Annotated in this window: 12 protein-coding genes; 3 read left to right on the top strand and 9 right to left on the bottom strand. The window is 62.8% G+C overall.

Annotation, left to right across the window (positions count from 1 at the left end):
* Nucleotides 1–248 precede the first annotated feature (248 nt).
* The 8 genes from nadE to NKI58_RS27080 form a co-directional block, all read right to left on the bottom strand.
* Nucleotides 249–1,256 carry an NAD(+) synthase gene (gene nadE / locus NKI58_RS27115; RefSeq protein WP_352708219.1) on the bottom strand — a complete coding sequence of 336 codons (1,008 nt, stop codon included), beginning with the start codon at nucleotides 1,254–1,256 and terminating at the stop codon, nucleotides 249–251.
* Nucleotides 1,253–2,815, bottom strand: a complete 1,563-nt coding sequence (locus tag NKI58_RS27110; RefSeq protein ID WP_352788270.1) for a class I adenylate-forming enzyme family protein — start codon at nucleotides 2,813–2,815, stop codon at nucleotides 1,253–1,255. The genes nadE and NKI58_RS27110 overlap by 4 nt, the downstream gene beginning before the upstream one ends.
* Nucleotides 2,816–2,837: 22 nt before the next feature.
* Entirely contained in the window at nucleotides 2,838–3,101 is a 264-nt protein-coding gene (locus NKI58_RS27105; protein ID WP_352449958.1) for an acyl carrier protein, read from the bottom strand.
* 19 nt (nucleotides 3,102–3,120) lie between these two features.
* The gene (gene asnB / locus NKI58_RS27100; protein WP_352788272.1) at nucleotides 3,121–5,058 is read right to left on the bottom strand and encodes an asparagine synthase (glutamine-hydrolyzing); all 1,938 of its coding nucleotides are present in this window, start codon (nucleotides 5,056–5,058) and stop codon (nucleotides 3,121–3,123) included.
* Between the two features lie 185 nt (nucleotides 5,059–5,243).
* Nucleotides 5,244–6,215: an NAD-dependent epimerase/dehydratase family protein gene (locus tag NKI58_RS27095; RefSeq protein WP_352455763.1), complete on the bottom strand. Its 972-nt coding sequence runs from the start codon at nucleotides 6,213–6,215 to the stop codon at nucleotides 5,244–5,246.
* Between the two features lie 109 nt (nucleotides 6,216–6,324).
* Nucleotides 6,325–9,783: a chromosome segregation protein SMC gene (gene smc / locus NKI58_RS27090; protein ID WP_352578593.1), complete on the bottom strand. Its 3,459-nt coding sequence runs from the start codon at nucleotides 9,781–9,783 to the stop codon at nucleotides 6,325–6,327.
* A gap of 117 nt (nucleotides 9,784–9,900) precedes the next feature.
* Nucleotides 9,901–10,626 (bottom strand): DsbA family protein, encoded by a 726-nt coding sequence (locus NKI58_RS27085; protein WP_023674158.1) that lies wholly within the window; start codon nucleotides 10,624–10,626, stop codon nucleotides 9,901–9,903.
* Nucleotides 10,627–10,755: 129 nt separating this feature from the next.
* On the bottom strand, nucleotides 10,756–11,256 hold the full coding sequence (locus NKI58_RS27080; protein WP_352578594.1) for a DUF721 domain-containing protein: 501 nt from the start codon (nucleotides 11,254–11,256) through the stop codon (nucleotides 10,756–10,758).
* A gap of 49 nt (nucleotides 11,257–11,305) precedes the next feature.
* On the opposite strand from NKI58_RS27080, the gene mutY reads away from it, so the two are divergent.
* Nucleotides 11,306–12,418, top strand: a complete 1,113-nt coding sequence (mutY, locus tag NKI58_RS27075) for an A/G-specific adenine glycosylase (RefSeq protein ID WP_352578595.1) — start codon at nucleotides 11,306–11,308, stop codon at nucleotides 12,416–12,418.
* An 11-nt stretch (nucleotides 12,419–12,429) separates the two neighbouring features.
* Entirely contained in the window at nucleotides 12,430–13,041 is a 612-nt protein-coding gene (locus NKI58_RS27070) for an HAD family hydrolase (protein WP_352788280.1), read from the top strand.
* A 67-nt stretch (nucleotides 13,042–13,108) separates the two neighbouring features.
* On the opposite strand, the gene NKI58_RS27065 is transcribed toward NKI58_RS27070, so the two are convergent.
* On the bottom strand, nucleotides 13,109–14,242 hold the full coding sequence (locus tag NKI58_RS27065; RefSeq protein WP_023674154.1) for a site-specific DNA-methyltransferase: 1,134 nt from the start codon (nucleotides 14,240–14,242) through the stop codon (nucleotides 13,109–13,111).
* Between the two features lie 181 nt (nucleotides 14,243–14,423).
* Between NKI58_RS27065 and NKI58_RS27060 the strand changes: the two genes are divergently transcribed.
* A complete protein-coding gene (locus NKI58_RS27060) occupies nucleotides 14,424–15,113 on the top strand; it encodes an HAD family hydrolase (protein WP_023674153.1) in 690 nt (229 codons plus the stop codon).
* The last annotated feature ends 38 nt before the right edge of the window (nucleotides 15,114–15,151 follow it).

Genomic DNA, 15,151 nt, shown 5'->3' with positions numbered 1-15,151 from the left:
ACTTCATGCTCGGAGGCCGATGGCCGTCCGTCACCCCTGATCGATTAAAGCCTCACCGACGCTGCCAACGAAGCTCACGCCTCAACCCCGCGCCCCTCCCGCGAGCGGGTTCGTTCACTGGCGCAACGTGCTCGTCTGGCAGATGAGACGAACGGCAACTTCCCGCCCATCTCGGCCATTGGCGGCAGCCTGCTGATTGAGTTTTGACCCTAAGGCGCTTTTTGGGACGTGGCCGGTCTCGAAGCAGGTCAGGTACCGAGTTCTTCGACTTCCTCGACGAGTTGCGGACGCTGGTGCAGATAACGCGTCGCCTTGCGCTTGGCGATGATATCGGCCCAGACGCGTTCCACTTGTGAGGCGGCCAACCCCGCCGCCTGCCCCACCACTTCGGCCGCCATGCCGTTGTTGAGACCGTAAAGGCAAATATCCATACGGTCATATGGAAGCGAGAAATAGAACTCCTCCTGTGTCTGCGCCAGCGAGTAGGTATCGGTGGTCGGCGGCCGGTTCCGGATTTCCTCCGGAACACCGAGATGGGGCGCCAGCGCATAGACCTGCGTTTTATAGAGGTGGGCGATCGGCTTCACGTCCGCGGCGCCGTCACCGTTCTTCACGAAGAATCCCTGATCATATTCCAGCCGGTTCGGTGTTCCAAGAACGGCGAAGTTCAGACGATCAGCATGATAGTATTCGATCTGCTTGCGGGTGCGCTGCTTCATATTGGTAGCGGCGACGACGCCGAGATAGACAGGCAACGGCATTCTCAGTTTCGTCTGCTTGCCTTCGGGATCCTGCACCACCAGCGACGAGATATTATAGCCTTGGCCCTCGAGCGCGTTCGCGATCACGATCTTCGAGGCCCAGCCTTCGCCGTATTCCGGGACCAATTCGCGGATGAAGGCGTCGCGGCGCTGGTAGCAGCCCATCGCGCGCAAGGCCGGCCCGATATCCTCCGTCACAGCCTCGACACCAAAAGTTTCGGCGACGAGGCGGCCGAGCCGCAGGCTTTCGGGATCAGAATCGCTTTCCGGCATGAACAGGCAAAGCACATTCCGCGGACCGACGGCACGTGCGGCCAACGCGACCGACACGCTCGAATCGATCCCGCCCGAAAGACCGAGCACAAGGCCCCGCTTGCGGAGCTCGCGCAACTGCTGGCGCAAGGCCGTTACGATACGGTCCGTTTCAGCGGCTGGGTCGATCGCCAGAGCCTTCGCCACAAAGGTCCGCGCATCCTCGGTCGGGCGAACATTCATTGCGCGGCCTCCATCATCTCTGCCGCAAGCCGACGGCTGACCTTGCCGGTATCGGTCTTCGGCAGCTCGCGGCGAAACTCGACGATCTTGGGCACCATGAAGTCCTCAAGATGACGTGCACAGTGACGAACGACATCTTTTTCGCCAAGCGCTGGGTCGGACCGTACGACACATGCGCCGATCGCATGCCCAAGCACAGGATCCGGCACGCCGAAGACAACCGCTTCCGCGATGCCCGGATGAGCGTGAAGCACGGCTTCCACTTCCTTGGGCGCCACCTTCTCTCCCCGTGTCTTTATGATGTCGTCCTTGCGGCCGACGAAATAGAGAAAGCCGTCCTCATCGGCCCTGAACAGATCGCCGGTGTAGAGAACCTTCTCCCAAGGGTTCGGGCCTGGGCGCAGGGTTTGTTCCGTCGCAGCTTCGTTTCGCCAATAACCCTGCATGACGTGCGGCCCGCGAATGACCAATTCACCTGCTATGCCCGGCGGCACTCGTTGCCCGTGGTCGTCGACGATAAAGGCTTCGGTGTTTGGAATGGCTATTCCGACCGACCCCGGCCGGCGGTCGAGCTCCTCGGGCGGCAGATAGGTGCAGCGCTTGCATTCCGTCAGGCCATACATCGAATAGAGCCTGACTCCGGGAAAAAGGAACCGCAAGCGTTCTATGTGAGCCGTCGGCAAGGCAGCCGCCGTGTTGGAAATATAGCGAAGGCTGGGCAGGAAGCCCGGCGCCAGATCACGCATCTGCAGGATCATCGCTGCCATCGTGGGCACGAGCGGAAGCCCGGTGACGCCTTCCTGGCGGATGCGTTCAAAGACCGCCTGGGGAAAAGCGAAGGACTTCTCGAGCACGAGCGTGGCGCCGAGCCTGACAGCCATCAGCAACTGATAGAGGCCGTAGTCGAAAGCGAGGGGCAGAACATTCAAGATGATGTCGTCGGGCGAGTTGCGCAGATAAGTGATGATGGAGCCCGCCGCCGCGTCGCAATTGCGGTGCGTCATCATCACGCCCTTGGGCCGGCCGGTCGAGCCCGAGGTGTAGATCAACATCGCAAGATCGACGTCAACGCCGCGGTGGTCAATCTCCCTGGCTTGGAGCGTCAAGCAATCCGCCAGGGATGTGGCCCCTGCCGGGCATTGGTTATCGGCAGCAACGGTGGAGGCCACGAAGATGCCGGTCTTGCCGGAGGACGTCTTGCCGGACGATCCGCACGCCTCGGCGACCACGGGCATCAGTTTTGCTTGCGTGAGGATCGCAGCTGCGTCGCAATCGGCGATGATGTAGGCCAGCTTTTCGGCCTTGGTGGATGCATTGATCGGACTGAAAGTCGCGCCTGCTTTAAGAACTGCGAAAATCGAAACCGCAGCCTCCCAGCAATTGTCCATGAAGATCAGGACCCGGTCGTCGCGACTGACGCCATTCATGAAAAGGGCGGCGGCCAGACGGCTCGAAAGATCGTCCAGCTCTTCATAGCACAGCCTTTTGTGCTCGGTGATCAATGCCGTTTTGGCTGGATGGGCAGCGGCCTTCGCCGTCAGAAAATGTTCGATCCGCACGGACCCTCCTCGCCGATGGCGCCTACGCTGCCAGCGCTTCTGCCTTTGCCTTGATGAAGGCTGAGATGCGGTCAATCGAATCCAGATTGGCCGGTACGATGTCGGCATCGACCATCGCTATGCCGAAATCATCCTCTATGAATGCCACGAGCTCCAACACGGCCGTCGAGTCGATGATGCCGTTCTCGATCAGTGATACGGAGTCTGCAAGCTCGTAGGACGTGTCCCCGAACAGGAAGTTGTCGACGATAAAGGTTTTGACCTTGTCCTTGATTGCTACCATGATTTTTCATTCCCTCGATTTCTCAGGCCGCTCGTGCTGCACCGACCTTTTCGCCAGTGAAAATCTTCTGCCACAGTTGCGTCGACAAAATGCCGACGAAAGCCGCATTGTCGCGGAATCCGGACGCTGGCTGCAAGCGGCATTTCTCGTGCAGGTTCGCCACCGCCTTGGCGTTGAATAGTCCTCCGGCGGCGATGCTCGCCTCGCTCAGTGAGTCGCGTACGTAGTCCAGTTCTCCCGCTCCAACGAAGGAGCGGGCTTCCGGTGCCCGGTAAGGCTGTTTGGTGCGCTCGCGGATGGCCGTCGGAAGCAGGTGCTTGGCAGCTTGGCGCAATATGTGTTTTTCCCCCAGTCCCTTCAGCTTCATCTCCGGCGGAAGTCTGGCCGCAAACTCTACCAAGCGATGGTCAAGGAAGGGGAAACGCCCTTCGATACCGTGCGCCATGGCCATGCGATCGCCCTGGCTGGAGAGGATGTAGCCTGGCAGGAGAAAGCGGGTTTCGAGATATTGCGCCTGATGCAGCGGATGCCACCGGGAAAATGCCTCAGGCAACCGGCTGGCCAGGTCCTCGGCTGCGTCATACCCCTTCAATGTCGCGCGCAGGTCACCGGAAAAGAACATCTTCGCGGCTGATGTGGTCTTGAAACGCGGCCGATGCGAGAACAGCGGATCGTCCAGGGCAGCGCTGCCGGTTCCGAAGAACGCAGCCAGGTACTCCACGGACTGCTGTTGCAGGCCCGGCAGATAGGGATAAAGCTTGCGGAACAGTTGTGGCCTTATGCGCGATGCCGGCTGTCGCGCGCAGAAACGGCGAACCCGCGCTTCCTTGAAGACATCATAACCGGCAAAGACCTCGTCGGCGCCTTCGCCTGTCAGCACCACTTTCAAACCGGCCTGGCGAACGAGGCCAGACAATTGATAGAGGGGGGCCGGGGCGGTGCGGATGATCGGCCGCTCGGTAAAGCGGATCACTTCGGGAAACACACCGGCGATATCGCCGGCACGGCAGGCGATGGTTCGATGCTGCGTGCTAATTGCCGACGCCATTTCGGTCTGGAAGGCGCTTTCGTCATGCTCGGTGCTGTCGAACGTCACGGAAAATGTCTGCAGCTTAAGAGGAGTCATGCCGGCCGCGAGTGCCGAAACGAGGGATGAATCGAGCCCGCCCGAAAGGTAAGAACCGACCGGCACGTCGGCGCGCATGCGAAGCCTCACCGCGTCGGTCAACAGGGCCTGCAGTTCCTCGGCCGCGTCGTCCTCATTGGTGATCTTCGATGGCGTATCCGGATACGGGTAGTCTAGGTGCCAATATGGTTTGACCGTGACTTGCCCCTGTGTCGCGATCATCACGCTTGCCGGCTCCAGCTCGTGGATGTTGCGGAAAGCCGTGCGTGGAGCGATCGGCGCCCACAGCGTAAAGATCTGGTCGAGTGCAATCGGATCGATTTCGGCCGAGACGCCGGGTACCTTCAGCAGGGCCTTTATCTCCGACGCAAAGTAGAGCACCCCGTCCTTGCTGGTGTAGAACAGCGGCCGAACACCCATGCGGTCTCTTGCAAGCACCATCCGCCGCCGCCGGTTATCCCAAATCGCGAAGGCGAAATCACCGTTCAGGAGCGACAGGCAGTCTTCGCCCATCTCGTCATACAGCTGCAGGAGAACTTCGGTATCGCTCGACGTGCGAAAGCGTCGGCCCTTGGCCAGCAGCCCTTCGCGCAATTCCACGTAGTTGAAGATCTCGCCGTTGAACGCAATCGTCAAATTGCCGGTTTCGTCGGACATCGGCTGCTGGCCATCACCAATTCCAATCACCGACAGCCGCGCATGCCCAAGTCCAGCCTCGGGCGCTACGAATTTCCCTTGTTCATCCGGCCCGCGATGGGCGATCGCAGACGTCATGCGCGCAAGCAAAGCTTCCGCATCCCGGACTGAACCGAAATAGCCCCCGAATCCGCACATCCACACAGCTCATACTGAACAGCAAGCCACGAAACATAGCGGTCATAAGCGCCTCAAAGGTTAATCGGATACTTTTCAGCGAGCATGTGGTTAACAGGATGTTAGGACAAAATGATGTTTTTGCGGACCGACTTGCGCCCCACTCCAGGTGTCACGCTTGAGGGCGTCACGGCGAGCGATGCAAATCACTGCTTCGAGTACGGCCGGTACCAGTCAACAAACTTCTTCAGCCCGTCCTCTATCGAAACGCTAGGCCTGAAGCCGAAATTCCGCTCCAGCGCGGTCATGTCGGCGTAAGTCTTCTCGACGTCGCTCGCCTGCATCGGCTCGTTGTGGCGGATTGCCTTGACCTCGAGCAGCCTTTCCAGAATGTCGATGAAGTCGCCCAGACGCACCGGCCGGTTGTTGCCGACATTGTAGAGCCTGTTCGGCGGAACGTCAGCCGCCGGCGGCTTGTCGAGCACGGCGACAACCGCCTTCACAACGTCGTCTATGTAGGTGAAATCGCGCCACATTTCGCCATTGTTGAAGACCCGGATCGGCTTGCCCTCGAGCATCGCCTGGGTGAACATCCAATAGGCCATGTCGGGACGGCCCCAGGGACCGTAGACCGTGAAAAACCGCAGGCCGGTCTGCGGTATGCCGAACAGATGGGCGTAGGTGTGGCTCATCAACTCATCGGTTTTCTTGGTGGCAGCGTAAAGCGAAACGGGCTTGTCGACCTGATCGGCTTCGCTGAACGGCACGCTGCGGTTGCCGCCATACACCGAACTCGACGAGGCATAGACCAGATGCTCGAATGCCGGTTCGGCGCGACAGAATTCGAGCACTTCGAGGTGGCCCATGACATTGGAGCGGATATAGAGCCGCGGATTGTCGAGTGAGTGGCGCACGCCCGCCTGCGCGGCAAGGTGCACGATCCTAACGATCCCTTGCCCGGCCAAAGCGGCTGCAAGCGCGCCCTGTTCGGCAATATCGATCTGGTGGAACGAAAAATCCTTATGGGGCAGAAGGCGGGCAAGCCGCCCCTTTTTGAGCGCCAGGTCGTAATAGTCGTTCATGTTGTCGACGCCGACGACCGCTTCTCCCCGGTCGAGCAGATGGTGGCAAACGTGGCTGCCAATGAACCCCGCGGCTCCGGTGACAAGTATAGGCAACAAGCTTCTCCACGCGCATAGCCGGGCCGGTATCTGGAGCGGCAGATCCGGCCCATTTTGTCGTGCTATAGTCGAAAGCCGAGGTGGAGACTACCATTAAGCTGATGCGTCAGCTTGCCTCGCGCATGGCTTCGGCCGCCTGCAGGTCAACCGACACCAGTTGGCTGACGCCTTGCTCGGCCATGGTCACCCCAAACAGCCGGTCCATGCGCGCCATGGTGATCGGGTTGTGTGTGATGATGACGAAGCGCGTTTCGGTGGTTGCGGCCATTTCGTCCATCAGATTGCAGAAACGCTCGACATTGTGGTCGTCGAGCGGCGCGTCGACTTCGTCGAGCACGCAGATCGGCGCCGGGTTGGTCAGGAACACGGCGAAGATCAGCGACATCGCGGTCAATGCCTGCTCGCCGCCGGACAGCAGCGTCATCGTCTGCGGCTTCTTACCGGGCGGTCGCGCCAGGATCTCAAGCCCTGCTTCGAGCGGATCGTCGGACTCGATCAATTGCAGCTCGGCGGTGCCGCCGCCGAACAGGTGCGAAAACAGCCGTTGAAAATGGCCGTTGACCACCTCGAAGGCGGCGAGCAGCCGCTCGCGGCCTTCACGGTTCAGGCTATGGATCGCCTGCCGCAGCTTCCGGATCGCCTCGATGATGTCGTCGCGCTCGGAGACGATGGTCTCCAGCCGGTCCGACAGTTCCTTCTGCTCTTCCTCGGCGCGCAGATTGACGGCACCGAGCCGTTCGCGTTCGACCTTCAGCCGGTCGAGCTGACGCTCGATCTCGGCCATTTCGGGCATCGGGCTGTCGGGTTCGAGGCCGGTGTGGCGGATCACCAGATGCGGCGGCGTGTTCAGCGTTTCCTGGATGCGCGCCTCGACTTCTAGCCGACGCTCGTCGGCGGCGGTCAGCCGCTCTTCGGCGCGAACGCGGGATTCGCGCGCCTCGGCCAGCGACTGGATGGCAGCAGTCGCAGCCTTGTCCAGCTCGGACTGCCGGTTCTCCGCTTCCTGCAAGCGGTCGCCCGCTGCCTTGCGCAGGCTTTCGGCCTCCGCGAGCTGCGACAGCAAGGCACGCCGCTTGGCGTCGATCTCGTGGGGGGCGTCGGCCAGTTGCTCGCGCTCGGCCTCGGCCTCTGCTTTGCGTTCGCTGAGCGCCGCGATCTGCGTCGAGGCGTTTTCGGCGCGCTCGACCCAGTTGCGCCGTTCAACGCCGATGGCGTCGAGCCGGCGCGCACGTGCCTCGGCTTCCCGCCTCAGGCCCTCGTGAACGGCACGCGCATCGGCAAGGGCGGCGCGGTCGCGGGCGACGTTGGCGGCCGACTGCTCGAGCTGCAATTGCAGATCGCCGAGATCGGGCGCGTCCTGCAGCAGCATTTCCGCCTCGACGAATGCCGCCGCCGTTTCCTCATGGCTGTCGACAATGCGTGCGCGCGCCTCGTCAAGTGCTGCACGCCGGCTCGACAGCTCGCCGCCGGCTTTTTCGGCCTCGGCCAGCGTATTGCGGGCAGCGTCGAGCCCGTGCTGGGCGTCGCGCCCGGCCTGTCGGGCGTTGCGTTCGGCCTCGCTCGCCTGGGCAAGCGCCTGTTCGGCCTGGGCAAGGGCTTGTTCAGCTTCGCGCAGGGTGCGCGTGGCATGGACTGCTTCGGCATCGAGCTCGGCCAGCCGGTTTTTCTGCGCCAGCCGCTGCGCGGCGGCGGTCGGGGCATCGGCGCTGGCGGTGAAGCCGTCCCAACGCCAGAGCGCGCCTTCGCGGCTGACCAGCCGTTGACCGGGAGCAAGCAGCGTCTGCAGCCGTCTTCCGTCGGCGGCTTCGACAATGCCGATCTGGGCCAGCCTGCGGGCCAGCTGTGCCGGCGCACGCACAACGCTGGCGAGGCTCCTTATGCCTTCGGGCAATGCGGCGTCGGCAGGCTGGATTTCGCTCTGGCCCCAATGCACCGGCGCACTGCGGTCGAGCGGCACGTCGAGATCTTCGCCAAGCGCGGCACCCAGCGCCGTCTCGTAGCCGCGCTCGACGCTGATCTGCTCCAGCACCGAGGGAAATAGATCGCCGCTGGCGGCGTTGAGGATCTTGGCCAGCGTGCGGGCCTCGGTTTCGATCCGCGCCAGCTCGGCCTTTGCGTCCTGAACCGGTGGGCGGGCAGCATTTTCGCCTGCACGCGCCTCGGCGACCGCCTGTTCGGCGGCAATGGCGGCTGCCTCAGCCTCTTCGAGCAGCGTCAGCGCCTGATCGACCAGCAGCCGCTTCTCGGCGGGATCGGGCAGGCCGGCGACCCTGGAGACGATCTCCGACAGTTCGCGGTCGACATCGGCAAGCTGGCGGGCAAAGCGGTCGCGGCGCTCAGCGGTGTCGCGCAGCGTCCGTTCGATCTGGTTGCGCGAGGCGGCAGCCTCCGCCCGTTCGGCGGTCAGCGCGGCGAGCCTGGCCTCGCTCGAGGCAAGCGTCGATGCCGCCTGCTCGAAAGCCGCGCGGGTGCTGGCCTCGCGCTCGGCGGCGCCGGCGTTTTCGGCGTTGAGCGCGGCTTCTTCGGCGGCGAGGCGTTCGAGGATATCCGCATTGTCGCGGACCATGCGCTCCTCGCGGGCAAGGTCGCCATCGAGCTGTTGCAGTCGGCGGTCGAGCTCAGCCTGGCGGGCGCGGATGCGGCCTGCCTCTTCCTCGATCTGCGCCTTGGCGATCGATAGACGCTGGAAGGCGGCGGCGGCAGCGGCTTCCGCATCGCGCAGGTCCGGCAGCCGGTGGGCGTTGATGCCTTGTTCCCTGGCGGCAGCCATCTGGGCGGCGGCACGGTCGCCGACCAGCGCGGTGGCAATCGCCAGCGCCGAACGCGCTTCGCCTTCCTGCGTCTTGGCCAGCGTCCAGCGCAGATGCAGCAGCGTCGCTTCGGCCTTGCGGATGTCGGCCGACAGGTTCTTGAAGCGCGAGGCCTGGCGGGCCTGGCGTTTCAGGCTTTCGATCTGACCCTCCAGCTCGCCGACGACGTCGTCCAGCCTTTCGAGGTTCTGTTCCGCCGCCTTCAGCCGCAGCTCGGCTTCGTGGCGCCGTGTGTGCAAGCCGGAAATGCCGGCCGCCTCCTCCAGCAGCGCGCGGCGCGCCTGCGGCTTTGCCTGGATCAGCTCGCCGATGCGGCCCTGGCCGACCATCGAGGGCGAGCGGGCGCCGGTCGACTGGTCAGCGAACAGCAGCTGAACGTCCTTGGCGCGAGCCTCCTTGCCGTTGATGCGGTAGAGCGAGCCGGCCTCGCGCTCGATGCGGCGCGAGACCTGCAATTCGTCGGCGTCGTTGAAGGCGGACGGCGCGGTGCGGTCGCTATTGTCGAGGAACAGCGTGACTTCGGCGGTGTTGCGGGCCGGACGCGTTCCCGAGCCGGAAAAGATGACGTCGTCCATGCCGGACGCACGCATATTCTTGTAGGAGCTTTCGCCCATGACCCAGCGCAGCGCCTCGACCAGGTTCGACTTGCCGCAGCCGTTCGGCCCGACGATGCCGGTCAGACCGCGTTCGATGACGAACTCGCCGGGTTCGACGAAGGATTTGAAGCCGAGGAGGCGAAGGCGCGAGAACTTCATTCGCGCCGGCCCATAGCCAAGTTTCGCAAAACTGTGCCGCGGTTTTGCAAGGAGAACCCGCGGCAAGACAAAGAAGTGCGCACGCCGAAGCTACGCCGCTTCGGCGCTGCCGAAACGTCAGAGCAGAGGGTCGATGATGGCCGACATTTCCGCAATCGACATCGCCCCTTTGTAGGTCTTTCCGTTGATGAAAAAGGTCGGTGTGGAATCGACCTTGAATTCGTCGGCGCCGCGCTTCTGGACGGATCTCACATCGTCCAGAAGTTTCTGGTCCGTCAAGCAGGCCTCGAAGGACTCCTGTGTAAAACCGGCAAGCTTGGCGATTTGCAGCAGTGCGTCCTTGGTATTGTTCACACCAACCCAGTTCGCCTGCTGCCTGAACAGCACGTCGACCATCGGGAAATAATTGTCCTTGGAGCAGCGCGCCAGCATGAAACCGGCCTCGGCGCTGGGATCGAACGGAAACTCGCGCAGTATGTAACGGGCCTTGCCGGTGTCGATATATTTCGTCTTCAGCTCCGGAAAAGTGGTCTCGGCGAAATGCGCGCAATGCGGGCAGGTCATCGATGCATATTCGACGATAGTGACCTTTGCATCGTCCTTGCCGAGCTGCATGTCGGGCAATGCGCCGGGCTTCAGCAGTGCCGCCATGTCGACCGTGCCCTGAGCCTCCGGCGCCGCCGCGGCGGCCGGAGCGGCCGGCTTCGCAGGTTCCGGAGCCGCAGGCTTCACATCCTGCGCCTCGGCTTTCTCGCCCGAGTCGCTGCAGGCGGCAAGCAGCGCCACCGCTGGTATTGCGGCCAGCGAAGTCAAAAGGTTTCTGCGGGACAAGGAACGGATCATACGAATCACCTGGCAATAGTTGGATTTTGCAATGCAAAGTCTACAAAAAGCGAGAGTTGGCGCGAATTAAGGCATTACCGCCCCTATTCCAATCGCCAAATCCGGGCATACCATCACGATAGCGCGAGATCACGGTTTCTTTTGACCGAGAATGGTGGCGCCAAGCCGCTCCAGCGAGGCGCGCAGCCCGCCGTCCTCGATCAAACCAACGGTGCCCGACAGCTTCGCTTTCTCGGCCGCAGTCAGCGGCCGCAAACTGGGTTTCGGCTTGTCCTTGCCCGCCATTACCGGCTTCTGCACGATCCTGATCCGACCGATCGCATTGAAACCGAGGAAGGCATTGACCCGGTTGATGATCTCGCCGGTCTCGTGCTGCAGATGCAGCGCCGCCACACCCTCGCAGGCAATCACCAGCACCGCCGGTTCGAAAGGATCGTCCTCGTGCATGCGGCGCGGCCACTGGATCTTTTCCGGGCGCGAGCGGCCGGCAAGTCGCGGCCCGGCAATTTCTTCCCATGACTGGACCAGTCCGACCGACATACCGGCCCGCTTGCGCAGCACTGGGTCGAGGATCTCGGTTGCGAGATCGCTCACCGGAACGGGATTGCCGAAGGGCCTTTTCCCTGCCATGTGCGTTCTCCAGCTTCAGCACCAATGGATTAGGGCCGACCCACGATCAATGGCACTGCACGACCAGACCCGCAAGGCCGTATCCGGAGACAATGTCGAGATCGCCTCCCGGCTGCTTGGCTGGTACGACGCGCATCACCGCGACCTGCCCTGGCGCGTTTCGCCGCGCGCGCTGGCGGGCGGGGCGCGACCCGATCCCTATCTGGTCTGGCTTTCCGAGGTGATGCTGCAGCAAACCACGGTCGAGGCGGTAAAATCCTATTTCCGGGCGTTCGCAGAGAAATGGCCAACGGTCCAGGCGCTGGCGGCGGCACCGACCGAAGACGTCATGAAGGCCTGGGCCGGGCTCGGCTATTATTCCCGCGCCCGTAACCTCAAAGCCTGTGCCGATCTCGTCGCGCGGCAAGGCGGCCGCTTTCCGGACAGCGAGTCCGGCTTGAAGGAACTGCCCGGCATCGGCGCCTATACGGCGGCGGCGATCGCAGCGATCGCCTTCGACCGACCAGCCGCGGTCGTCGACGGCAATGTCGAACGGGTCGTCTCACGGCTGTTTTCGATCGCCACGCCGCTGGGCGAAGCCAAGGGCGAGATACGCGGCCAGGTCGAACGCATGGTTCCCCCGACAAGGCCCGGCGACTTCGCGCAGGCGATGATGGACCTGGGCGCGACGATCTGCACGCCGCGCCGGCCCCGCTGCATGCTGTGCCCCGTTCGCGAGGACTGCAGCGCCACGATCTCGGGCGACCCCGAACGCTTTCCGGTCCGCCTGCCCAAGGCCGAAAGACCCTTACGCCGCGGTGCCGCCTTCGTTGCCGTCAGGGGCGACGGCGCCATCCTTCTGCGCAAGCGCGCGGACAAAGGCCTGCTCGGCGGCATGACTGAGGTGCCGACGACCGGCTGGACGGCGCGCATCGACGGCGCCACCACGGAAGCGGCGGCCCCGCTCCCCGGCAACTGGCGGCAGGCCGGACGCATCGGCCATATCTTCACCCATTTTGCGCTTGAACTCGACGTGTTCAAGGCGGAGACCGACAGTGCCGCCCCGGTCGGGCATTTCTGGTCGCTGGCCCATGAAATTTCCGGGGAAGCGCTGCCGAGCGTCATGAAAAAGGTAATCGAAGCGGCGATACCGGGCGCGACGAAAAAGCAGCGGCCGCGTTGAAAGAGAGAAGAATGACTGAAATCCGCCACATCGTTTTCGACATCGGCAAAGTGCTGATCCACTATGATCCGGACCTGCCCTTCAGTCGCTTGATCCCCGATCCCGACGAACGGAAATGGTTCTTCGACAATGTCTGCACGCATGATTGGAACATCGAGCAGGATCGCGGCCGCAGTTGGGAAGAGGCCGAAGCGCTGGCGATCGCGCAATATCCCGAGCACGCCGAAAATATCCGCAATTTCCGCCGGCACTGGCACGAGATGGTGCCTCACGCCTATGAGGACAGCGTCGCCATCATGATCGGCCTGATCGACAGCGGCCATGACGTGACGATGCTCACCAATTTCGCTGCGGATACGCTCGCCGAGGCCCGCGAGCGCTTCGATTTCCTCAATCGGCCGCGCGGCGTCACCGTTTCCGGCGACATCCGCCAGATCAAGCCGGATCGCGCCATCTATGACCACCACGTCGCCGCGTTCAGCCTCGAACCGTCAGCGACGCTGTTCATCGACGACAGCCAGAAGAACGTCGACGGCGCCAAGGCGGCCGGCTGGCAATCGGTGCTGTTCACCGACGCCCAGACGCTTAAGGCAGACCTTGAGCGGCTTGGGATCAAGGTGTGATTTGAATTCACTTCGGAAGACTGATTGAGACGTCGCTTTAACGCGATTTGCCGAAAGTTCAGGGGCTTCAGGCCCCTGCCCGTTCCATGCCCAGGCGCGCGATGCGGCGAAGCTCGTCGATCGGGGTCAGGCCGCCGCTGCGCTCATAATGCCAGAAGGTCCATCCGTTGCAGGCGTCCAGCCCCTGCACCTCGGCGCCGATCTTGTGGATCGACCCGGCACTGTCGCCGATCGCCAGCGTGCCGTCGGCGCGCACTTTTGCCGCCCAGCGCTTCTTGGCGTCGTAGAGCGTGGCGCCTGGCGCCACCAAGCCATTGTCGAGAAGCGTGACGAATGCGACGCGCGGCTCAGCCCGCTTGCCGGTCAGTACCGTCAAATTGGCGCCTTCCAGCGGCCGGACCGCATCGATACGTTCCATGGCGGCATCGATATAGGTTTGTTCGCGCTCGATGCCGACGAAGTGGCGGCCAAGCCGCTTGGCCACAGCCCCGGTGGTTCCTGAACCGAAGAACGGGTCGAGCACGATGTCGCCCGGCCTGGTCGATGCCGTCATGACGCGGGCAAGCAACGCTTCCGGCTTCTGCGTCGGATGCAATTTGTCACCATTGTCGTTCTTCAGGCGCTCGCCGCCGGTGCAGATCGGAAACAGCCAGTCCGAGCGCATCTGGACGTCGTCGTTCGATGCCTTCAGCGCCTCGTAATTGAAAGTGTAGCCCTTGCCCTTCTGGTCGCGCGATGCCCAGATCATCGTCTCATGCGCGTTCTGGAAACGGCGGCCACGGAAATTGGGCATTGGATTGGTCTTGCGCCAGACGACGTCGTTGAGGATCCAGAAGCCCAGGTCCTGCATCTTTGCCCCGACCCTGAAAATATTGTGGTAGGAGCCGATAACCCAGATCGTGCCGTTGGGCTTCAACACACGGCGCGCCGCCAGCAGCCAGGCCCGGGTGAAGGCGTCGTAGGCCTCAAAACTGTCGAACTGGTCCCAATGGTCGTCGACGGCATCGACCTTGGATTGGTCGGGCCGGTGCAGATCGCCATCGAGCTGCAAATTATAGGGCGGATCGGCGAAGATCACGTCGATCGACTTTTCCGGCAGCCGTTCGAGCGCGGCGACGCAGTCGCCCTTCAGGATCGTATCCAGCCACTCGGATTGCTGGGGAGCATCGGAAAGCTCGTCGAGAAGACGCACGGCAGACATTGTGACACCCAAGGCACGCGTTACTGTTTACTGTCCGTTATGGTTACCGATCAGCGTAAATATTCAGTGAAGCAGCCCGCCGAATTTGCGAAGCCCGGCCTGTTGGTGTATGCCGCGCCGCCTGAGCCGTTTGGACCAAAGGGCCCCTCGGCATTCCCCTCATCCCGCTTTCCGGATCACCATGCCCCAGCCAGACCTTGTCATCTTCGATTGCGACGGCGTGCTCGTCGATTCCGAAATCATCGCCGCGCGGATCGATGCCGAGCTGTTGACCTCGGCCGGCTACGAGATATCGGCCGAGGAGATTTCCGAGGTCTATGCCGGGTTGACTTTCAAGGACATCATGATGCGGGTCGAGGAAAAGTCCCGGATCCCGTTCCAGGCCTCGCTGATCGACAAGGAGGAACAGCTGGTCGATCGTCGGCTGCGCAGCGACGTGCGTGCCATCGACGGGGCGCACGAGGCTGTCGCCGCGGTAGCAGTGCCGCGCTGCGTCTGTTCGAATTCGCGTTCGGAGCGAATCGAATTCATGCTGGAGAAGGTGCAGCTTTTGCCGTTCTTTGCCGGCCGTATCTTTTCCTCGCTGGAAACCCCGACCGGGAAATCCAAGCCGGCTCCGGACGTGTTTCGGTTCGCCGCGGAAAAGCTCAAGGCCGATCCTGCGAACACCTTTGTCATCGAGGATTCGGTGCATGGCGTCACCGGCGCCAAGACGGCGGGAATGCGCGTCATCGGCTTCACCGGCGCGGCGCACAGCTATCCAGGCCACGCCGATGCGCTGACCGAGGCCGGCGCGGAAACGGTCATCCGCCGCTGGGCGGAACTGAAAAGCGTGATCGCCGCGCTGTCGGAATGGTCGGCGGACGCCTGAGAGGCCGCCTCCAACCGCCGTGGCGCGAATGCAGCGGC

The organism is Mesorhizobium sp. M0522, assembly GCF_040321085.1.
Lineage (GTDB): Bacteria > Pseudomonadota > Alphaproteobacteria > Rhizobiales > Rhizobiaceae > Mesorhizobium.
The sequence above is the reverse complement of the archived record's forward strand: the minus strand, read 5'-3'. Positions and strand labels throughout refer to the sequence as shown.

What these genes read in the sequence shown, in the direction of transcription:
- nadE (WP_352708219.1), bottom strand. Translation starts at nt 1,256, where the DNA reads ATGAATGTTCGCCCGACCGAGGATGCGCGGACCTTTGTGGCGAAGGCT.
- asnB (WP_352788272.1), bottom strand. Translation starts at nt 5,058, where the DNA reads ATGTGCGGATTCGGGGGCTATTTCGGTTCAGTCCGGGATGCGGAAGCT.
- smc (WP_352578593.1), bottom strand. Translation starts at nt 9,783, where the DNA reads ATGAAGTTCTCGCGCCTTCGCCTCCTCGGCTTCAAATCCTTCGTCGAA.
- NKI58_RS27085 (WP_023674158.1), bottom strand. Translation starts at nt 10,626, where the DNA reads ATGATCCGTTCCTTGTCCCGCAGAAACCTTTTGACTTCGCTGGCCGCA.
- NKI58_RS27080 (WP_352578594.1), bottom strand. Translation starts at nt 11,256, where the DNA reads ATGGCAGGGAAAAGGCCCTTCGGCAATCCCGTTCCGGTGAGCGATCTC.
- mutY (WP_352578595.1), top strand. Translation starts at nt 11,306, where the DNA reads ATGGCACTGCACGACCAGACCCGCAAGGCCGTATCCGGAGACAATGTC.
- NKI58_RS27070 (WP_352788280.1), top strand. Translation starts at nt 12,430, where the DNA reads ATGACTGAAATCCGCCACATCGTTTTCGACATCGGCAAAGTGCTGATC.
- NKI58_RS27065 (WP_023674154.1), bottom strand. Translation starts at nt 14,242, where the DNA reads ATGTCTGCCGTGCGTCTTCTCGACGAGCTTTCCGATGCTCCCCAGCAA.
- NKI58_RS27060 (WP_023674153.1), top strand. Translation starts at nt 14,424, where the DNA reads ATGCCCCAGCCAGACCTTGTCATCTTCGATTGCGACGGCGTGCTCGTC.